Here is a 20,950-nt window from a genome sequence, read left to right on the forward strand (position 1 = left end):
CGCTCGGCTGACTTGCGGACTTACAATTGCAGTTGAAGACCATTTCGGCTGAGTCTAAAGACACCCTCCTTGCCATAAACATCACCCGCAATCCATGAATTCCAAAAGGCCTAAATATATTTCGTTGATGTAGATTTCCCACGGAGATCAGCGGCATTGCTCATCGATACCAAAGAGAACAGATCCGCTTTCAGCAAAATGATCTCGGAGATGCGAACAGGCCAGACCCTGGCTTTCACCGGCGCGGGCGTTTCAGTCGCCGCCGGTTATCCCACATGGGCTCAGCTGATCGAAAAGCTCGCACAGAAAACCCGAGAGAGGGTCGGGGATAAGATCCGGTATGGCGAAGATGATATTCCGATTGAAGTGGTGGCTGGACTCAAATTTCTCGTGGCAGCGGAGATCTTCGCCGAAGCCCTTGGCGAACACTACCACGCGATCCTCCGTCATGAATTTGCCCCGAAGAACGATTTTATCCCGGACATCCAGACGCTGGTCGGCCTGCCATTCCGGCACTTCCTTACCAGTAATTATGATCCAACCCTGGAATCCGCTCTTTCTCAACCCGGCCAGAGCTGCCCGTATCTCTGCCTCCACGACGATAAGGTAGCGGCTCAGTTCCTTTGCGATCTGACTGATAGGCAGCAGCCGCGCCATGTGGTGCATGTGCATGGGCGATACGACGTGCCAGAACGCATCGTCCTGACAGAGACACAGTATGGATCGCAGTACACCAATTCGGCGGTGGTTAAGGGGTTTTGGACCATCGTCACCATCAGGGAATCCTGCGTGTTCTTTGGTTTCTCCTTTAGCGATCTGGATCTACTGTCCGGGTTTCGAACCGCAAAGCGAGAATTCAATCTTCAGTCCCGGCATTTCGGCGTGCTCCCTCTTGCTGAAGGCGCATCTGAAATGGCCCAGCGGGCTCAACTGGGAGTGACCTACGGCATTCAACCGGTCTTCTTCTCACCCGTTGACGAAAAGTACTCCGGGTACGGCCAGTTGCTTCAGATGATCAAGGATCAGATGCAGACCAGCTTGACCCCGCGCCTGGCACCGCCGGACAGTGTTGCTCCTGAGCCGCAGACTGCACGGAGTCTCGGCGTCGAAGCTCTCTCCAGCGGGGAGTCTTCGGACGTCAACTCACTGCTGAAACTCACAAAAAACAATCTGCGAAAACATCGCACTGGAGGGCTGCTTTGATCGAACTCTCGCGAACAGGTTTGCTTAAGGGGTTGGAAGCTGCTGCCGCAGAGGCGTCCTTGTTGGTGCTGGGTGATCCCGGCGCGGGCAAGACCTGGCTGCTACAAAATTTTGTCGAACGACGCGCCAACGATGGCGACGCGGTGGTGTTCTTGTATGCGGATGACTACGCGGCAACCAGCATCAAGGAATTGGAAGAGAGCCTTGAGATCTCAAACCTGGTGGATGCGTTACGATCCTATCCGGGAAAACAGCGTTACCTTGTCATAGACTCTCTGGATTCTCTGCGGGTTGAACAAACACAAAGAGTTTTCCGGGATCTCATCCGACTCGTGCATCGAGAGCTTCCCGATTGGCGGATTGTAGCGAGCATGCGGACCTTCGATGCGCGGCAATCGACAGAATTTCACTCGCTCTTTCCAGCTCGTATGCCGATAGGATTCGAGAGTGCATCCATTCCTGCCAGAAATCTTCTTGTACCGGCTTTATCTAACGAAGAGCTGGACGATGCGATCCGTCAAGACCCGCGGCTCAAGTTTGTGTTTGACGGTGCCTCCGAAGATCTACAGGCGGTCCTCCGCAACCCATTCAACCTCTGGCTCGTGCTTCATTTGCTCGATGAAAAGGTTGAGATTGATTGGCTTTCCAAGGTTCAGTCGGAGGTCCAACTCCTTGACAGATACTGGCTGCATCGTCTTGAGAACAAAGGAGACTCACAGGCACGAAAGGCACTGTTGACGAGCTTGACTGAGGCAATGGTCGATTCAAAGATCCTCTCAGTTTCCTCCCACCATATTGCTACGGTGGTCAAACCGAGCGACTCTGTCATGCGTGGGCTGCAGAGCGACGATTTGTTACGACGGAGCATCACGGGACGTATTGCTTTTACGCACAACATTCTCTTCGACTTCGCCGTCGCGAAGTTATTGCTGGATGAGCAAAGGCTTCTGCCTTTCTTGGAGGCAGATCCGATTCGGAGCATCTTCTTCCGCCCGAGCTGCACGTACCTCTTGGCTTCGGTATGGTTTTACGATCGGGCGCTCTTCTGGAAGACGATCACTCCCTTGCTGACCGTGGGAGAGTCGCTTGCCATCCGCATTCCCGTTATTCCGGCACGCGTGATTCAAGACCTGGCGAATGACAGCTCCGATTTAGAGCCAATGTTCAAGCTCGGCAAGGATGAGAGGATTACGGCGATCCTATTCCTTCTGCGTGCTCTCCAGGCGCGCAACGGCCTTGGCTCCCACAAACATCGCTTATGGATCTGGTTCTTGGCCAGAGTTACCGATGAACTCTACCTACGGTTCGTAAATGAAACGATTGCACTCTTGGAGATCGCATCGCGAACCACAGAGCGCAAGGCAGACCAGGTCGTTGTCGCGGCGTCGGCTCTAAAGCTTCTCAGATGGATATGGATTGAGGCCGACGGGGACATGTCCCCGTCAAATGCCTACAGCTTGACTAGCCTCGCCGCAGGAAGAGTTCTTCCGCTCATCGCGAATCACTATGCCCTCATACCGATCTCTGCGAGAGCGGCTTTTTCTGAAATTCTCGACCGCGTTGGCAAACCTACAGCTTCGTCCAATGAGACCTACTGCCTCACAACCAACATCAATAACGTGATCGCCTACGATCCCGCTTTCGCTGTCGAGATATATCAGAGGGTCTTCTCCTATGAGGAAACATCACAGGACACTACCCCCATGGGTGGCAGTGGTCCGGTTATGTCTTTCACCTCGACGAGAGCGCAAGATTACTCGATGTCGTACTACATCCTTGATCAAAAGTATCCGCGCCTCCTCGAGAGAGACTTGGTATTGGCGGCTAAAGCCGCGGCTTTGGCGATCACCGCAGAGGTCACTCGTGAAGAGGGAGAGACGATCCAGAAACTGGGACTCTACAAGACCTCCTTTACGTATTTGGGCGTCCAGGTGACCTTCGAATCGGACCGCAGCGAAATCTGGGACCAATCTCACCGGACGAGCCACGCGCTTCAATTGTTGAGCCGTTTTCTAAACAATGTTCGAGATATGCTCCCCGCGGAAGAGCTGACTCGGAATCAAGTAGAGGACGCGTTAAGGGCACTGGCAAGGGAGAGCAAGTATGCAGTCGTTTGGAAACACCTGCTCCACTTCGGATGGGTTCACGACGACATCCTGCCATTCTGTGTCGAACTCCTGCAAACACCTATCATCCTTGCCGCACTCGAAACGACGGTGGAAGCAGGAAACGCCATCAAGAAGGTATTCGCATCAGAAAAATACGATACCGCGGCACGCCAAGCAATTGAGACCGCGGTCCTGGCGATCCCTCAGAGCGAGCTATCCGGGATCTACAAAGATGCGACGGTGATCCGAAACCGCCTCCTCGGCTGCATTCCGGAGGAACTGCTCGGCCCGGAGGCGCGCAGCATCGTCGAGATGGCTCGTGCCGCCGAAGGCATTCCGGAAAACCGCCCAATGTTTTCAATTGGCTCCGTCCGCACTGGCTCGTTCAGCAACGAGGACTGGCTGCGCGATCAAGGCGTAAAGCCGGAGGAACCTGATAACCAGAGACTTCTGGAACACGCCCGTCGGCTGAGCAACTTTGAGGGCGAGTTCATGAACACTGTCCCCCCGCTTGAGCGTTGCTATGAGGTCGAAGAGAATCTCCGTGAATTGCTGAATGAGATCCAAAATCCAGCGAGCGCAGATGAAAGAGTCCTCGCTCAGGCTGTGACTGCCTCGGCCGCCGTGGCGAAGGCCATTGTCAGAAACGAAAGCCTCCCAAAAGACTCCTCGTTGACTGTGCTTTGTCGGATTGCTCTCGAAAGAGCCGCTGAGCATTCCTTTCCGGTTCCTCCGGATGATGCGGACGCTACTTTCGACAGTGTGTGGGGTCCCACTCCGAAGATTGAAGCGGCACAGGGCCTTATGGATTTTGCATGGGGTCAGGGCCTCGATGCGACTCTAAGACGGCTCCTTGCAAAACTCGCTACGGATAAATCCCCCGCAGTGCGATACCAGATCGCAGCCAGAGCAGCCAATTTTCACGCCCGCGATAGGGATTTCTATTGGAAGTTTGTCGATGGACGTCTAGAGGCCGAAAAATCCCCCGCAGTGTTTAGCGCTCTCATTCGAAGTGTTGTCTTCCCGAATGTAGCCCTTTCTGAACCGGATCGAGTAGTAGGACGATTGGCGAATGCGTTGCATCAATGCCTTCCCAATAAAAAGTCTAAAGACATTATCCGGGACTCTGTCGACTGTCTAACGCAACTCTACGTGTACTTGGACAACACAAAGGCCCATTTGGTACTAGACTCGTACCTGAGCGAACCCAAGCAGTCTGAAGCTGAGCTAAATCAGATGGCATTTTCGTCTGCCTACTTCCTCCTGCAGGGACTGCCTGGTGGAACATCCGTTGACTCGGCGATCCGCCGACGTGCGCGAGCAACCATCCTCGATGTCCTCATGGCCACCGATCGTGCGATTTTGGAAATTGTCGATGCGCTGCAAACGCTAGGCTCGGGTGAAAAGGAGGGCTTACAAAACACTCTTCAAAGCCTCCTCCACGTCATTGATACAGTCGGCTTCAGATTGTATCTCAACCTAGATATCAGTCCAGACCTTCGTCGGGAAGACACTAAACTCTTGTCCGACGACACCAGGTCTATGCTCTTTGATGAAGTGCTTCCCTTGTATAGCAGCCTTTGCGAACAGAGTCGTCCTAAGCGGCGCCGACCAATCGCTGCGACGACGACGCACCACATCGTTCAGACATTCAGCCTCGTCGTTGCATATCATCCTGAAGTTGTTCTCGACCTCACGGCGAGCTTGCTCACTGGGATCACTTTGGGCTACGAGTTCGACAGCATGGCGATTGGTGAGGTAGTAAAACTCACCGAAATCGTGCTCGCAGATCACAAAGACATTCTTTCGAAGGCAAAGAATGCGGCGAATCTTGGGACCATTCTTGACGTCTTTCTTTCCGCAGGCTGGCCGGAAGCAACTCGCCTTGTGATGCGTTTGGAGAACGCAGTGAGATAAGGCACCGAGAGACTGCTTAGAGCGCAAATGACGGCAGTTCATCTCTTGAATCTTTTGCCTAATTGCTTTGGCTCCGCGACAAGTGGAGGACAGACATTAGCAATCCGCTAAAATACAACGGCATGAGGCCGGATGATGAACTTGGAAGCCTTACTAACGTTCTTCGGTTTACTGGCCGCCGCGGTCGCGATTATGGGCCCCGTTCAACGCCGCGCCCTACTGCTGTTCGTCCCGACCTGGCTTCTACCTGCTTCGAGCCTCGTCGCCCTGATACTCCTCATCATCCGTGACGCGCCATTCGGCGTAGCCCCGCCCTTTGGCTGGCGACTCGACTTGGTGACCTACCTACTCGGTCTCGGCGCGTTCGTGTTGCCGATTTGCGGGGCGATTCTAGCTTGGTTTCTCTGGTGGAACGCTAAGCTAACGAGCAGAAACTTGCCGCAGTTGGAGGAATTGCTGCAGGCAGCGCTTCGCGAAAGCGAATTTGATGAAGTGGACAGGGTACTTCGAAGAAATCGTCTAGGTCTATTGAAGCTGCCACCGAACACCGCAACCCTCCTATTTAATCCACGCCTGGTCCACCAGATGGTGAGTTCGCACTCTTTCATTCATCTGGAATTGCTTGCCCAGAGGCCATTTCTTGAATCTCTTGAAAGTCGTCTGCACTCTGTTGAAACGGTCGTTCGAGAGATTCTGGCGGCTGAGACCTCGCCGTTGCAGGCCGCGGTCGTAAGGAGATTTGGAGGAATCGAGCACCAACAATTCACCAGTTCGGACGAAACGCTGATTGAGTCGACATTTCAGAACCCTCACTGGTATCACGATACGAACGCACATTATCCGCTGATTATCACTGCGATGAACAAGATCGAAAGTGGCGTACTTGATGTCCCATACAACCTGTCTGACGAGAATTATGTCGCGAAACAAGGCGTCTCGAAGCGTGCGAACTGCCTCTTATACCTTGCGATCAAAACCGAAGTCCTCGCGCTCGACTCGGCTGTCGACCTAGGTGTAGAAGAAGATTTCTACATCTCGGATCTGTGGCAGATTTTGATGAAGATCTATAGCCACTCCAAATACGATGTGGCAGCATTAGAGAGCGCCTCAGGACCCCACATTCCCTTTACGCCATACTCGTACCTGCTAACCGAGATTACCTCTGATTTCGAAGATTTGATCCGGAACGCGGTAGCCGTGTCTGTTAGAAATAGCGGAGTGGCACCGCAGGATGCTTCGCCGTCGTCAACAGGAACGACGCTGGTCAAGTTCTGGTGTCTGTCAATCTGGGAGCTTATGAGCGAGCCCGGCCGCATAGATCCGGAACATCTCGATGAAATCGTTGAGCGCTACTTCCGATTCATGTTTGCAGTGGGCTGGCAGCCCTCCGAAGTACTCTACACGGGTGGACAACCTGTGCCACACTTGTTGGCGTGGAGGGGCGCCCTTTTTGAGGAACTTAAAGTCTGCACCATGAGCCCGAAGAGCGAACACTTCAATGTGCTCCACCGGGTCTTCGGCAAGCTTGACTGGGGAAAGCCGTTTATTTCGGACGGGTACGATTGGCTAAGGAGTCAACTGGGCATCCAGTTCTTTCCGTAGTAGTGGAACTCCTTCGAATCCATCGATCTCAGAGTGCCGGCACTTGCAATCACGTTGGACTTTTCTCTTTGAATTGACCAGTGCTTCTCATCTTCATTAGAGGAATGTTCAGCCCGACGCTCATTATTCTAGTGACCGTTTGAATACGTCGTAGCGGGAGTCTCCGAGCATTTCCTCGCCAGCAGAGTTTTGAGCAAACGAGCAGTTTTCCAAGATCGCCAAGTGGTTTCGCTTGCCCCAAGAGCGGACTAGGGTTGAACTGATTGCGAAACGAGTTGCATCTGGCGACGTTGTAAGCCATGCCTCAAGCGAGTTGAATAAAAGCTCAATCGGCTGATCCGCCTTGAGAAACCGCTCAAGCATGATCTCGATCTGAAAACCTTTGTGGAGTTCCTCATTCGCTCCAATACGATCTAATTCCTCGGCTATCTCCTGCGAAGTTGGAGCCCAATCGCGCATCGACCGACGGAGCCATGCACCTTCCTGGTCGGAGAGTCCCGGCAGGGAAAGCCTACTTCGCGCTTCCTGCAAGAGGCTAGTACGCATAAATGCGAAATATCCCCGCTTCCCACAGAAATCAATCAGTTCTCCGAGCGTCTGAGAACTAAGCCGAGTGACATAGGGAGCAAGACCTTCGAGCTGCCGGAGTGACAAACGGTCGTCGGGGCGTATCTTGTAGGCTCCCGTAAAAAAGTACCGGTCGATGTGTTCGAAAGGGTCATCGTCATCCCGCCAGCCTTCGATGGACGATTGTGCAAGCCGCCGCATCTGATCCGTTGAAACGTGTAAAGCTGCTTGGACGAACGCCTTGCGTCTTCCCACTTGATCCCAGTGCTTCACCAACAAAATCTCGCCGTCCGCAACCGGAATGTCCCGAATAATTCTTGCAAGGGCGTGCTCCATCTCGCCGTCGTCTGTGTCGGACATGTCATCAAGTTTCAAGAGCCATTCGCTAGCTACTGGCATCAGTTCTGAAGACCAGATTTCGGGCATCACGAAGAGAAAGTGCCAATCTCGCTCTAGGTAGGCCAAGTACTCTTTCGTCGCAGTGCGATCACCAGCCCTAGCTCTGCTGAAAAGCGATGATCGATCCACGGGGCACAGGTCCGGCACTTCTTTAAGAAATTCGATTTCAGGAGCAAGTTCAATCCAACATGCGAACGCATACGTCCGGAGCCATTCGGACTCTTTCAGGTCTGTCCAGATGAGCTGAAATTCATCGAGCGATTCAGGACTTATTGGGTTGCCTCCATGCTTGCTCTCCCAGTTTTCTTTCCATGTCGTCGCGTAATGGCTGAGACCCCGGGCCCTTTCCCTCCACCATGCCAGTCTGGTCGTGAGAAAGCGGATTGCCACGGGATGGTCGACATGGTCCAGAATTGCGACGATAGCCCGTTCAAAGCGTTCCTCCTTCCCAATCTCGGTCAGATATTGCAGAACCGGAATACAATACCCATGTCTTCCGGCGAAACCGACATCCGTTAAGAACCGTGCTTGTTCGCTTAGCCGTGACGGATTTTCTGTGCTGTCGTCTAGAAGGAGGATCGTCTCAAGGATCGGAGCAAGCAGCGTTGATGGTTGGTCGCCAGCGCAACGCAAAGCAGCCCACAGAATCGGCATGAGAATTCGCTTCTTTGCGTCCTCAGATGCGCGCCTCCAAAGGGACGCGATCGCCGGTTTCAACGCTGCAAGGCCTAGATATCCAGCAAGTGTCAGTGCACCATTGAGCAGACCAACATTCAACTCGTTCTGCAATATCTCAACAATTCCAGCCACGAGTTCATCTCGGTGCTGTTCATCCGCTTCCTTCAGCAACTGTTCGAACCAGTGGTTAATCGAACTAGGCGCAAAGTCGCGTGCGAGCGTCAAGGCTCCTGCCCTAGCATCGCCGCAACGCAGTCTCGCATCCCAGAGAAGTGGATCGTTCTTTCGGGACTCTGTCACTTCAAGGGTGAATGGCGTTTCAGCTTCCCGGAGCAGCTGTACAGCGTGGCGCATCGGGGCGGAAGATCGCCGGGCCTCCGAAAGCCAGGTCCCAGCTCGTTCTACTAGCTGCCGCCCATAGCCATTCAATGGGCGCGTCACAAAGCGCAGAGATGCGACCAACGCGGCGGGACTTTCCTTCGCGACACGAGTCAAGACGTCGTTTCCAAACTCGCTTCGTGCCAAGCACCGCCCTAGGTAGGGAACGTAGTAAGGATCACAAGCAAGAGTCCAGTCAGTTGAAGACCCGTGCAGGATCGCTTTGAGGGCGTTCGCTATACAGAACTCAAGGAGACGATCATGTCGAAACTCGAGGACACGAAGCGTACCTGTCTCTCGGATTCTGCATATATGTCCTTGTGCCGCTACCGAATCGAGGCGCTGGAGATTGAGAGCACTTGCTGCAAACCAATTCTGAAGTTCGGCCCAGCTTGGATGGAAAGATCGGCGTATCACCATCTGGCGCGCAAGCTCTTCGATCGCGGTGATATACGATTCATCCGACTCACCTCTAACTGAAGCCAAATCACGCATGGAACTTCGAATGAAAGTGCCAATTGCATCAAAACACAGCTCCATCGGTTGAGAGCTTGAGGACACACGAAGCATGCGAACAAACAATCCAACCAGAATCGGGTCATCTTCTAGGGCGTCAGCGTAACGATTGATCTCTATGTCGGAAAATACTCGTTGTGCCGTTCTGAGTAGGACGAGAGTTTCTGGTCTCGTAAACCGTGTAAGATGCAGCACGTCTATCCAACTGCTCATTTCTGCGTCGGAACTGATCGAAGACCAATAGGAATCCCAAAGTGGGCATAAGACCTTCACTCTGCCCATCAGACGCACCCCCGTAGTTTGCGAAGAATCGGGGCGCAACCAGCTAAGCAGCTTCTTTATCGCACGCATCGGCGCATTCGATCGGTTGATATCGTCGACAACCAAGAGGATTGGCCCATGCTCTGCGCCCAATGCGATGGTGGCGGTTCCTGCGTCACTTCCGATTTTTGGATGAAGCGCACTCAGGACGATTCGAATTGCATCCGACAAACTCAGCGAATGTTCTACGGCCTCCGACGAGAGCCACAAGCCGATACCGCCCTTTGCGACATGGCTCCGAAGAACGCCTAAGGCGGTCACACTCTTACCCACACCAGAAGAGCCAACGAGTAGGTGCATATATGCCGAGGGGTTCTGCAGCCTCTGCAGGACCAGTGCATTGGATTTAGTTTCCGTCGGAGCGAAATAATCGAACATCGCGACGTCGTTGGCATAACCGACGACGTTTGCATCGCTCAGCTTCTGAAGCAACGGTAAGGAGATTTGATCCGCATCGATACCAAGATGTTCCTGTCTCAGCCACTGCCCAACGGGATTCATGTCTAAGAAGTCCCGGAGTCTGCTTTGCTCAAGAAAGCGAACTTCCACTCCCGCCAACTGGCCCATCGTGCGAGCGCCCGCCTCCAAATCCAAAGGCAGATTCCGATTCGTAGCCAGATAGACAATAAAGGAGCCGGTTGGATTTTCCTGACGCAGCGCTGTTGCCCGCTTAATCGCTTTGGTCAAGTCGCCATCCTCTGACGGTTTCCTCTTTTTCGGCCTGGCCTTCGATGATCCGGACTTCGCTGGCGTTGACTTGCTCGCATCAGTCGGGAGTGGTGCGAGCCATTTGGCTTTCAGACTTGCGAGGTTCGTCGTGGTTGCCGCAACCATGACGAATTGTGGAGGCTCCACTCCTGGGACGCGACAAAAGCCGTCAAGGGGGGAGGGAACAGTTTTCTGCTGTGCATTCATCCCCGAATGAATGACTGCACGGCAATCGATTGCGAGTTCTCGGAGCGACCTGATCGCGAGCAATTCGTACGTCGCGTCATTCAGTCTTTCTAGTGCTTCAGCTGTTGTCATTGAGCCGGAAATACCAGTAAGCGAGCTTCACGGAGTTGATCTGCTGTTTCATGTCGGTCGCCTTTTAGTCGGAAAGCGTTCTTCCATCCTAAGCGATTCAAACGCTGAGATTGAGGCCGGAGGAAGCCTCCTCCCTCGCTCCATCACCCAGTGATTCCGCTAGGCGCCTCGCATCTGTGCATCCAGTCGATCCGTCTGCTCTTTGACCTGGCTGAGCGTGCGATAACCCCGTTCTGCGAGAGCGGTCATCGAGATGATGAGCCACGCCACCCATCGAGAAAGATCTCTTAAATCTACGAGTTGAACTTCATCGAACTCCGCACGATGAACAGCACGGGATCGTAGGCCATACAAGTCTCTCAATCGGCTCTTCATTTTAGAGTAGTCCTCTACGGTCCAAACCTGATAACCGGAAAACGTCAAAATCGTGGCCATACCACGTGCGTTTGCTTCGGTGATGTTTTCCTCTTGGAATGCGAAGAAGCATTCCACGCATGACCACAATTTGACGAAGCGCATCGTCGTATTCCGGTCGCCGTGAGCATCTGCGAACCAGTACAAGGCGCGCTCAATCGACTGTTGCAATCGCGTTTTCTCTTCCTCGGATGAAAGAGCGGACAACTGATTGAGAAAGCAATGCTCCCTCAAGTAGTCAATTAGTTTCGCATCCAACGGCAACTTCTGATCTTCTCCCCAAAGCCGGGAGACAGTCGGATCTCCACCATCTGCATCCCAACGGAAGATCGATGTCGGCATCGTTTGCCTGTGTGGCGACAAGCCAGCCCGGAGGTGCGATCTCCAGATCGAACCCTCATATAAGATCGCTCCGCACACCGCAAGAATGCCAATCACCAAAAGAGTTTGGTGGTCGAACCGTTCCAGAGAGACTTCTGGGCTTCCTTCTGTCTTGCCGATTAGCCACAGTCCTTTAGAGAAGTCTCGTTCGATCCAATCCTCTGTGATGGCCCCGCCGAACTGGACAACGCTCATCAACTTCATATCAGGCTTGTAGATCGAAATCGTTCCCAACTCGACTTTGTCCAGATCTTTCAGTTCCAATCCATCGAGCATTACGAGATGAAATCGCTCCTTGACCGTCGCCATAAGGCTCCCTGCGCATTCTTGAATGAATTCATCGGCATCCGGTTGGAGTGAACGTTTAATCCATCCTTCGTAGCTGGTGTGAACTTGTAGGGCGATCTCGTGCTGCGAACAAGCCTTTCGCAGTGCCGGGTCGTTCTCCATGATGGTCGTGATTCGGCGCAGTGCTGAGATTCCGGCCTCAGAGAGTGGGTGGCTGTTCTCGTCGGTGCGGACGGTGGGATGAACTAAGCCGACCGCCTTCCATTCCTCAATGGTGTTCAAGACAAGGAATGCCTTCAGAGAAAATAGTGTCTTCAAGTCGGCACCGATAATGCGTTTCTCTTTGGCAGTCATGCAATAATCCTAGTGCCGTCCAGACTTCGCAGGCACCGAGAACAATTAACAGCAAAGCGCAGAGGAGTTTCGTCCATAGGCCATATCAGACACGCCGGACGTGAAGGTAACCCGCTTTGCGTTTCGGATTGGTCTCATCGAACACGTCGCAGTCCCGTGAGAAGCCAAGTTCGACATTCTCGCCGAAGCGGTCTTCGCTCTAACCAGAAAACCGAAGGGTCCGTGAAGAAGGCAAAGACCTCAGCCCTTATCAGGGCGTAGGATTCGGGCAGCTCTCCGAACCGCTTCTTCACTCACCTTGCCTGTTTCTTCGCGCATCCGTCCGAGTGTGGCATCAGAACGAAATTGTGGAATTGGCCGGCTCAGATTCCGATTGAGCGTGTCGCTTCGTTTCTGTTGAATTTCACCCGCTTTCGGCGGAGTTTTGTCACGGTGACGACCATCCAAACCCGGTTCTTTCATTTTGATTCCTCCTTTGTTGCTTCCTACGAGATATTGCGACCAACGGCGAGTAGGTAGGCGCTAACCAGCCGTGACTCTCAGCTAAAGAGCCCGCACTCCAGACGCTGCCTGTTCTCTTCAACCGACAGCCATTCGAAGGCAATTGCGAGTACCAACGCTATGACCAGCACTCCCACCCACATCCTTGTGTTTCCGCCTGCCAACTTCAAACCGTGCGTAATGTTCGCTGCATTCATGGTGCCTGCCATAATCTTCTCCTTCGTCGATGAGTAGGTTAGTTTTATGCCTATGGCAGGTAGGGGGATAGCTTTCCCTGCCCAGAATCTCCATATGCACTTTCAAAGTCAGTGCAGTCAGTGATATGTTTCAAGCATGCAACATGTATCGCGTGGGCCTAATTTCGACTGTAGAGTGAAGTCCGGTCGGCTGTCAATAGGTGCAACGCGTTTCTTTGGAGAAACAGCGTGAACATCCTTAAACTAAGCAAATTGCTGGTCGAGAAGCGCGGTGAGCGCGGAGTAAGGGAATTCGCCCGCGAGATTGGCATCAGTGCTGCGACGCTCTCAAGGATTGAACGTGGCAAGCTGCCCGACATCGAGACCTTCGGGAAGCTTTGTTCAGTTTTGAAGGTTGATCCAGCCGACATCCTCGAAATCGACAACATTGAGGCCCAACCGGCTGTCGTCGCCCCAACCGTGATCGCAGCAGTTCATTTCAAAGCAGACGCGCATTACAGCCTTCAGGCTGCACAAGACCTAGCCGCCTTGATTCTGGCGGCACAGGCGTTCGCGAGTTCGAAAGTCTGAATGTTCAAGAGAGGATTCAAGACCTGGTGTGAACAGACAGCGGAAGCGACCCGCCGACAACGTGGGATGCAGCCTTGGGAGCCGTTGAGAGCTCGCGCATTGGCTGAAAGCCTGAAAGCGACAATTGTCACTCCGCAGGATTTGCCCGGTCTGCCATCCGACGTTTGCCACCGCCTGCTGTCGGAACATGAAGACATCTGGTCTGCCATTACGGTTTCGACGAGACCTCCGTTGATTGTTTACAACCCCGCTCATTCGGAAGGGCGGCAGAACAGCGACTTGATGCACGAGGTCGCACATCTCTTGATGGAGCATGTTCCAGGCACCGTTTATATCGACCCCAAAAGCAGACTCGCCTTAAGACATTTCGATGCAGATCAAGAGGAGCAGGCCAATTGGCTATCGGGCTGCCTGCTTTTGCCGCGAGCAAGTCTCCTGCGTGTCCGGCAACTGGGCTATTCCGATGAAATGGTATGCCAACAGTACGCGGTGAGTTCCAAGATGCTGAACTACCGGATGCACACTAGCGGCGTGAATATCCAATATGCTCGGCGCCGCGCATAAATTGCCATTTCTTCCCGTGTCCCGGCCGTCCGTTCCGAGCCAAACGCTTCTTAGCTCCGGCGTGACGGTAGAAACCCGCTTCCACCTGATCGACCCCGTCTTGCGAGACAAAGGGTATCCACTTTGATTGGTATCGTTGAAGAAGTCATGCTTGCCCTCCAAACAGAGAAAAGAAGCTTATGTGTGAGCCTCGGGCGTTGAGGTTGCGTGAAGGCCGGTGACTAGTCCGGCGTGCAGCCTGGGCCGTGGTGATCAGTGAAGCTCGGAGTGATCTGTCCATAGGCAAATGGGGCGAACCATCGTTGCCGACTACCACGCGTAAGCCTTCGGTGCTTCGCCGCCGGGACCAGGCCATATCTCATCGAGGCGGCGGACCGTCTCGTCGGAAAGGGAGATCTCCAATGCGCGGAGGCTCTCGGTGAGTTGCGCTTTAGTGCGTGGACCGCTGATTGGAGCGGTCACAACGGGATTGCGGAGCAGCCAAGCCATGGCCACATCGGCGGGTTGCTCTCCAAGCTCCTTGCATAAGGCCTCATAGGATTCCAACTGAGGACGAAGCTTCTCGATCTTTCCGCCCTCCTGGGAACGTCTTCCTTCTTTCGCCTTCTGCAGTGCACCGCCCAGTAGACCGCCACCCAAAGGGCTCCAAGGCACCAGACCAAGGCCGTAGTACCTGCAGGCCGGAATAACCTCCAATTCAATCGTGCGCGCCGTCAAGTTATAGAGGCTCTGCTCAGACGCGAGACCCATGAAGTGGCGGGCCGTCGCGGCTCCTTGACCCGTCGCGATGTCCCATCCGGCGAAGTTGCTGCTCCCGACATACAGGATTTTGCCCTGCTGCACGAGAAGTTCCATGGCCTGCCAGATCTCTTCCCAAGGTGTACGCCGATCAATGTGATGCATCTGGTAGAGGTCGATATGATCCGTTTGTAGGCGACGAAGGCTGTCTTCGCACGCCCTGCGGATGTGGTAAGCCGAAAGGTGCCGGTCATTCGGTCCAAGGTCCATAGGCTGGTATACCTTAGTCGCGAGAACGATATGCTCCCGTCTACCGCCCTGAGCAAACCACCTCCCGATGAACTCTTCAGAAACACCGTAGCCCTTTTTGATGTCGGGCTTCTGAGCACCACCGTATACATCAGCGGTATCGAAGTAGATCACTCCATGCGTCAAAGCCTCGTCCATGATTTCGAAGCTTGTCGCTTCGTCCGTGACCATGCCGAAGTTCATTGTGCCCAGCCCAAGACGGCTGACCTGTAAACCTGTGCGACCCAAGTACGCGTACTGCATGAGACTCCTTTTCGGTCGCCGATTCCAAATCCAACACCCGGATAGCGTACACAACGACCACACCCTCGTCAGGTTCTCCTGATTTCGGGCGATTTACTGAGCAATTGAACACAACCCATGAACTCTTCCTCCTATTCGTCTTCCGATTTTGGGGAGTCTTGGCGATGCAGCTCGCCTACCGCTCGCCGGTGCAGCCTGTCCACGGCTAACATATGGTCAATGGCGTATAAAACGATCGACGGCATCACGAGCTCAATCATTCCGTTCTATCGCGAGAGTGGCGTTATTTTCGTACTGCTTGGTCAACGGAGCCAGACGTCGAAAGCCTTCGCGAACGTCTGGGCTCTTGTTGGAGGCTTTCTCAATGCTGGTGGCGAGTCACTAGAACAGTGCGCGGCCCGCGAGCTAAGAGAAGAGACAGGCCTTGACGTCTCCGCTGCGACGATGAAGCTTGTTACCGTGCAGTCAGACCCCCGCCGCGACCCACGCGGTCAGATTGTCGATACCGTGTGGTCGACCGATCTCAAATCAAAGCTGTTTGCCGCTGCGGCGGACGATCTTCAGGCGGTCGCCTGGTACCCGCTCCGCCAGGCTCTCGTCATGGATTTGGCATTCGACCATAACGAATCGCTTCGGAGGTTTGCTGCGGACGAAGGGTCTATCGCTTGATGTGAACGAGCGCGATCATGTGACGCTTCTATTTCGCGGGCGGTAGGAATCTTCAGTTAAGATAGCCGTTCGGCGGCGGATTCAGTACGCTATCTGGCGAGCTGCCAGCCTTGCCTCGGATGAGAGTGAAAACGTCGAGGACGGCAGCAATGTTGCGAATGCTTCCCGCAACGCTCATAACCTCATTAATATCGGAATGTTTGTCCGCCAAGCTCTCTAGGCGTTCGCTCACGTTCCTCAATTGCTCGGCTTCTAAAGAGATGTTCTCAAACGGACCTAAGTAGTTCGCATTCGGCGCGCGCGAGCTTTCTACGAGCTTGTCTACGTGAGCTTCGTCCTCAAGCCTAAGAGGGACATCTGCTACCAGCCCCACCGTAGCCGCTTCTCCGAGAAGCGTAAGAAACAGTCCGAGAAGCTGCGCGATCAAGATGATACCAACCTCTACATCGCCATCTGCGTCCAGTTCTGATTCGATGTCGTTTAGGCCCTTCAGGCCGCCGTTTGCCAAAAGCTGCACTTCGCTGAGCCTGGGGGACTGCGATTTGGCTAAAGACAGAGCACGACAAGCTAAAGCCTGGAAGCCATCAGTTCCCACCGGTGCGCGCAGCTGCGTCCGTAGCTTTTCATAGACCCGTTCGGTACGAGCGGAAGGTTGATCGACGCCGACTTCGGAAGCAATCAGCCTACGGGCCCAGTCGCGAACCATCGCTTGAGGAAGCATTAATTCTCCTTGTATACTCCGACTCATCGAGACCGTGAGCATTTATCTTGCGAGTAATGCTGCATCGCCCAGTTCGAAGAAGAACCCTGAAAGATGCCATTGAGGGGCTCTAAAGAACGTACTAAAAAGGTCCTCCTGAAGACGAGCAAAATTGACCAAGGGTGAAGTAGGGTTCTTCAGCGCACGCTGAAGAAGACGCGTTGACAGGCGGACGGTTCAGGAAAGCTGTTCCTTATTGACCAGTCATTCACTTTCCTACAAGGTACACTTTGGTCGCGGAAGCTCTTGTACACGTCCGCGAACGCACGATGCAACCCTCACACGTTACGACAACGCGCGAACTCGCGAAACAACTTCTCGCTCTCGAAGAGGTGGAGGGAACGCGCGCCATTTCCGACTTTGTCGCGGCCGTTCGAGTGTGTGACAAGGTGCGTCGTCCACTGGCCCGGTTGGCAGGGTCACCGGGATTCCACTCTCTCCTGGCTAGAGCGATGAAACTGGCGAAGCAGGAGTGTCCAGTTCTTTGCGCATGGGAAGTAAAGCCGGATGGCTCCTTGCAGGGGGGCGAGGGCGCGGGCGAGCAGGGAGGCGAGGTACTTGTCTCGAACTTGCTCCGGCTGATGTTCACTGTGATCGGCGAGTCTCTTACGCTGCAGCTTCTACGTGATGTCTGGCTGGAACTGCCTAACTCCGAAACAGAATTGGAAGGGACAGAATTGAAATGAATGAAGAGAAAAAGGTCAAGATCAACCAGCTACCTACGGGCGTGCCTGGACTCGATGAGATACTTGGCGGCGGGATTCCCGAACTTTCGTTCAACATCATCGCCGGCTCCCCTGGATGTGGCAAAACGACATTGGCCCATCAGTTCATCTTCGCCAATGCCACTCCGGAGCGGCCCGCCCTGTACTTTACGGTTCTGGGCGAACCGGCGCTGAAAATGCTGCGTTATCAGCAGCAATTCACGTTCTTCGACGCTGCGAAGCTGAACAATGCCGTACGCTTTGTCAATCTTAGCCAAGATTTGATCGAGCGCGGGCTCCAGGGTGTGCTCGATGAAATTTCGAAACAGGTGGAAGCCGCGAACCCCAGCATTGTGGTGGTGGACTCGTTTCGTTCGGTACTACGCAGCGAAGTGCACAACGGTAAGGACCTGGCTGTGCAAACGTTCGTCCAGCAGTTGGCGATGCTGCTCACCACGTACGAGGCAACCACGTTCCTGATTGGGGAGTATTCCGAGTCCGAGGTGCGCGATAACCCGGTCTTTACCGTGGCTGATGGTCTCTTCTGGCTCCTCCAGCAGGTTGATCGAAACTCTGTCGTGCGTAAGATGCAGATCATGAAGCTGCGCGGACAAGCGTCGGTGCCCGGGTTGCACACCTTTCGTATCACGGATGCTGGTCTGCAGGCGTTCTCACGAACGCTCGGCTTACTTGGGGGCAGAAAGACATTCAGCAGTGTGAAGCGCCTGTCGATGGGAATTCCAGCTTTGGACGAGATGATGGGCGGAGGCGTACCGGAAGGGGACAGCCTGCTGATTGCAGGTTCTTCAGGTACTGGCAAATCGCTCATGGCGACACAGTTTCTTTCCGCGGGCTTACTCGCGGGAGAATCTGGCATCGCGGCAGTCTTTGAAGAGCGGCCTAACGAATACACCGCGCGTGCCGCGGAGTTCGGCCTAGATCTTCAGACGCCTCTGACCAACGGAAGCTTGGAGGTAATCTACCTCCGGCCACTGGATCTGTCAGTAGACGAGATGATGCAGGAGATTCTGGACGCCGTGAAAAGGACGGGAGCAAAGCGGTTGGTCATCGATTCTCTGGCCGGCTTCGAGATGGCGTTGGCGCCCGCATTCCGCGCTGACTTTCGTGAATCGCTCTATCGCATGATCTTTGCGCTTACAGCGATCGGCATCACGATCCTAAGCACGCTGGAAATGCCGGAGACGTTCACCGAACTGCTGTTCAGCAGTTATTCCATCTCGTTTCTCACCGACGACATCATCCGGATGCGTTACGTGGAAATCGACGGTCAGTTGAGCCAGATACTGATGGTGGTGAAGATGCGCCGGGGTGTTCACAGCCGGGATATCCGGCAATATCAGATCACGAGCGAGGGGATCGTGATCGGGGAACGCTTCAAGAATTATGTGGACCTGATCACGGGAATACCCCAACCGCACTCGCTTTTGCGCTCCGAAGAACGCAATCGAAAGACCTAGCACACAGCTGAGATGGCCATTGAAGTCAGTGATCAGCGCCGGGCCGCATTCGTGTACACCTCACGGTGGATTGTCCTTGACTGAAAGCTTCACTCCCGGAAGCCAGCGCTCCTGTGCAATCCGATACAACGGAAGAACTTTGCGCGGTAGACAATCAGCTTCTGAGCGATCCGGAAGGCTTCGGGATTACCGGAAAGCGCCACGTAATGCTGGACCGATCCTCAACAACGTTCCTCGCTCCCAGGTGCTCTATGACTTTCCAAGTTCTTGCTCTCTTGCCCTATATCTACCTGCCTTCCGGCATACTCATCGTTGAACCACACGAAGGTCTACTTGCCGCCCGCAGCATGCTGCTGGGCGCGGCTGATCAAAGTGCGGAGTTCTCAAGAAGGACGGATCTTGAGCCTCGGCAGAGCGATGAGCGCGACGTGACGTTCGCGGTTCTCAGCGAGAGCCTGGGTTACGCTGTGTTGTCGGAAACTGCGCAGGTGATCCGGAAGAACTGGCCGCGAGCGCGCATTCTGATTCTCGGGAGGAGCGGCGCCGCCATTGAAGACCAACTGTACGATGCGCGCATCGATCATCGAGCCCGCCCCGAGGACTTGCTGGCCGCCTTGCTCATGCTTGCAGAATATCCTCGGAGCCAGTGTGCAACGCCGCCTGCCATCTCGGCAGATGGCAGGGTAGGCAGATTATTGAATGCTACCGCGCCCTTTGCAAAGGAGGAGAGTGACCCTACAAAGCGCTTCGCAAACAGTGTGCCAACCGTGTACCCCAGAGGCATGCCGAGCCAGGAGCAGTATTTCAGGAAGGTGTCATAGAACTGAATGAACGCTAGACGTATGAGTTGCTCTGTTTACGATTGTCACCTGCTGCGTCAGGCGGACAGATTGGTCGCCAAAATTTGCTGGTCGCCATCGTTGCTACGCCGCCTCAGTAGGCAATGGGTAGCGCTCGATCGTGAACTCTTCTCCAAGTTCGTCGAGTGTAACTTCGATCACCTCATTCACCATGTCTGCGGGATCACTAAGTTCCAGGAGAAGTGCTTCGAACATTTCAAGTTGAGCCTCGGCCGACATAGTCGCTGGTCCGTTGATGCAAATCAAGCCGGCGTGAAGAGCCACGTCGGCATACTGGCCCTTTGTCCCAGGATCTTCAGCCAGGCCCCGGAAGTCGACACTGTTACGGGTGACGAAGGTCCAGTCGCCGTCAAGAATCAAAGTCTTGAGCTCCCAATCCTTCCATCCGGCCTTACCCATCCACACCACATGCGAGCTCTCCGGAAATCCGTGCTGACGCGCAGCTTCCGCAAGATCGGGACTCAAGCATTCATCAACCAGAAACTTTGCCACGGAATTTGCCTCCTATAAGGAGGTGCGTATTCGCTTTTTAACAACTATGGAGTGCGCTCCTCTGAGAGATGCCCGTTTGGGCCGACCTCTTTGGGGAACTGCCTTCGCATAGAGGGATGCGAGTTCAACTTGTTCTTGCTTAAGGCTTGGATAGGTCTTCAGAATCCGTTCGATTGGGGTTCCGAGATCGACTGCTGCGGCTACGTCATACAGAGGTACGCGTGTTCCCTTGATAACCGGTGTTCCACTCAGAATCTCCGGGTCCTCGACCACCATCTGCCGCGCTTGTGCCAAACGGCGCAAGCGGCCATCCACTGCCTTCCATAGTTCAGAGAAGTGAATGGTCACAGAATGATCGACTACAGTGCAATCTTCCCATTGGCTCCAAGTTGTGCAATGAGCCATCGCATCTCGGATGGTCTTCAGGCGTGCACCGGCAGTCAGCAAGTCGGCGGTCTGGAAATAGAAGGCAATCAATAAGCATGCGTCTGTCCGAAATGTTCTTGCCAGAGCAGTGGTGTAGAAGTCTTCCGGCAGGATCTTTTCGTCTATCATGCGGTGGATTTGAGGAATCGATACCCCGGCCGCTATAGCAGCCTCAGACGTAGTCAAACGGTCCATTGTCGCTTCCATCACGTAACCCTCCCTCTCGTTACTATAATCCTTCTGACGTGGCGGAGCAATTAGCATGCCGACGAACAGGAAGGCACCGG

Annotated in this window: 17 protein-coding genes; 9 read left to right on the forward strand and 8 right to left on the reverse strand. The window is 54.1% G+C overall.

Going from position 1 to position 20,950, the window contains the following annotated elements:
• Positions 1–210 precede the first annotated feature (210 nt).
• From OHL20_RS19295 to OHL20_RS19305, 3 genes are all read left to right on the forward strand, one after another.
• On the forward strand, positions 211–1,203 hold the full coding sequence (locus OHL20_RS19295) for an SIR2 family NAD-dependent protein deacylase (RefSeq protein ID WP_263384784.1): 993 nt from the start codon (positions 211–213) through the stop codon (positions 1,201–1,203).
• Positions 1,200–5,228 carry an NACHT domain-containing protein gene (locus tag OHL20_RS19300; RefSeq protein WP_263384785.1) on the forward strand — a complete coding sequence of 1,343 codons (4,029 nt, stop codon included), beginning with the start codon at positions 1,200–1,202 and terminating at the stop codon, positions 5,226–5,228. The genes OHL20_RS19295 and OHL20_RS19300 overlap by 4 nt, the downstream gene beginning before the upstream one ends.
• Positions 5,229–5,360: 132 nt before the next feature.
• Complete coding sequence (locus OHL20_RS19305; protein ID WP_263384786.1) at positions 5,361–6,830, forward strand: hypothetical protein; 1,470 nt, start codon at positions 5,361–5,363, stop codon at positions 6,828–6,830.
• 123 nt (positions 6,831–6,953) lie between these two features.
• On the opposite strand, the gene OHL20_RS19310 is transcribed toward OHL20_RS19305, so the two are convergent.
• The 4 genes from OHL20_RS19310 to OHL20_RS19325 form a co-directional block, all read right to left on the reverse strand.
• Positions 6,954–10,376: an ATP-binding protein gene (locus tag OHL20_RS19310; RefSeq protein ID WP_263384787.1), complete on the reverse strand. Its 3,423-nt coding sequence runs from the start codon at positions 10,374–10,376 to the stop codon at positions 6,954–6,956.
• 498 nt (positions 10,377–10,874) lie between these two features.
• Complete coding sequence (locus OHL20_RS19315; protein WP_263384788.1) at positions 10,875–12,152, reverse strand: HEPN domain-containing protein; 1,278 nt, start codon at positions 12,150–12,152, stop codon at positions 10,875–10,877.
• A 240-nt stretch (positions 12,153–12,392) separates the two neighbouring features.
• Positions 12,393–12,614 carry a hypothetical protein gene (locus tag OHL20_RS19320; protein WP_263384789.1) on the reverse strand — a complete coding sequence of 74 codons (222 nt, stop codon included), beginning with the start codon at positions 12,612–12,614 and terminating at the stop codon, positions 12,393–12,395.
• A 77-nt stretch (positions 12,615–12,691) separates the two neighbouring features.
• Complete coding sequence (locus OHL20_RS19325; RefSeq protein WP_263384790.1) at positions 12,692–12,862, reverse strand: hypothetical protein; 171 nt, start codon at positions 12,860–12,862, stop codon at positions 12,692–12,694.
• 216 nt (positions 12,863–13,078) lie between these two features.
• Here OHL20_RS19325 and OHL20_RS19330 point away from each other — a divergent pair, with 216 nt between their 5' ends.
• Both OHL20_RS19330 and OHL20_RS19335 read left to right on the forward strand, forming a co-directional pair.
• Complete coding sequence (locus OHL20_RS19330) at positions 13,079–13,420, forward strand: helix-turn-helix domain-containing protein (RefSeq protein WP_263384791.1); 342 nt, start codon at positions 13,079–13,081, stop codon at positions 13,418–13,420.
• 99 nt (positions 13,421–13,519) lie between these two features.
• On the forward strand, positions 13,520–13,984 hold the full coding sequence (locus OHL20_RS19335; RefSeq protein ID WP_263384792.1) for an ImmA/IrrE family metallo-endopeptidase: 465 nt from the start codon (positions 13,520–13,522) through the stop codon (positions 13,982–13,984).
• A 309-nt stretch (positions 13,985–14,293) separates the two neighbouring features.
• Here OHL20_RS19335 and OHL20_RS19340 read toward each other — a convergent pair whose 3' ends face one another.
• Positions 14,294–15,274, reverse strand: coding sequence for an aldo/keto reductase (locus OHL20_RS19340; RefSeq protein ID WP_263384793.1), 981 nt, complete (start codon positions 15,272–15,274; stop codon positions 14,294–14,296).
• A 219-nt stretch (positions 15,275–15,493) separates the two neighbouring features.
• Between OHL20_RS19340 and OHL20_RS19345 the strand changes: the two genes are divergently transcribed.
• Complete coding sequence (locus OHL20_RS19345; RefSeq protein ID WP_263384794.1) at positions 15,494–15,943, forward strand: NUDIX hydrolase; 450 nt, start codon at positions 15,494–15,496, stop codon at positions 15,941–15,943.
• A gap of 52 nt (positions 15,944–15,995) precedes the next feature.
• Here OHL20_RS19345 and OHL20_RS19350 read toward each other — a convergent pair whose 3' ends face one another.
• Complete coding sequence (locus tag OHL20_RS19350) at positions 15,996–16,664, reverse strand: hypothetical protein (RefSeq protein WP_263384795.1); 669 nt, start codon at positions 16,662–16,664, stop codon at positions 15,996–15,998.
• A gap of 491 nt (positions 16,665–17,155) precedes the next feature.
• Between OHL20_RS19350 and OHL20_RS19355 the strand changes: the two genes are divergently transcribed.
• The 3 genes from OHL20_RS19355 to OHL20_RS19365 all read left to right on the forward strand — a co-directional run bounded on the left by OHL20_RS19355 (position 17,156) and on the right by OHL20_RS19365 (position 19,706).
• The gene (locus OHL20_RS19355; RefSeq protein WP_263384796.1) at positions 17,156–17,389 is read left to right on the forward strand and encodes a hypothetical protein; all 234 of its coding nucleotides are present in this window, start codon (positions 17,156–17,158) and stop codon (positions 17,387–17,389) included.
• Entirely contained in the window at positions 17,386–18,885 is a 1,500-nt protein-coding gene (locus tag OHL20_RS19360; RefSeq protein WP_263384797.1) for an ATPase domain-containing protein, read from the forward strand. The genes OHL20_RS19355 and OHL20_RS19360 overlap by 4 nt, the downstream gene beginning before the upstream one ends.
• Before the next feature lie 251 nt (positions 18,886–19,136).
• The gene (locus OHL20_RS19365) at positions 19,137–19,706 is read left to right on the forward strand and encodes a hypothetical protein (RefSeq protein ID WP_263384798.1); all 570 of its coding nucleotides are present in this window, start codon (positions 19,137–19,139) and stop codon (positions 19,704–19,706) included.
• 102 nt (positions 19,707–19,808) lie between these two features.
• Here the strand turns inward: OHL20_RS19365 and OHL20_RS19370 are convergent, their stop codons facing one another.
• Together OHL20_RS19370 and OHL20_RS19375 are read right to left on the reverse strand one after the other, a co-directional pair.
• Positions 19,809–20,237, reverse strand: coding sequence for a DUF5615 family PIN-like protein (locus tag OHL20_RS19370; RefSeq protein WP_263384799.1), 429 nt, complete (start codon positions 20,235–20,237; stop codon positions 19,809–19,811).
• A 12-nt stretch (positions 20,238–20,249) separates the two neighbouring features.
• The gene (locus tag OHL20_RS19375; protein WP_263385058.1) at positions 20,250–20,870 is read right to left on the reverse strand and encodes a DUF433 domain-containing protein; all 621 of its coding nucleotides are present in this window, start codon (positions 20,868–20,870) and stop codon (positions 20,250–20,252) included.
• Between the last annotated feature and the right edge of the window lie 80 nt (positions 20,871–20,950).

The sequence above is a fragment of the Granulicella arctica genome, assembly GCF_025685605.1.
Lineage (GTDB): Bacteria > Acidobacteriota > Terriglobia > Terriglobales > Acidobacteriaceae > Edaphobacter > Edaphobacter arcticus.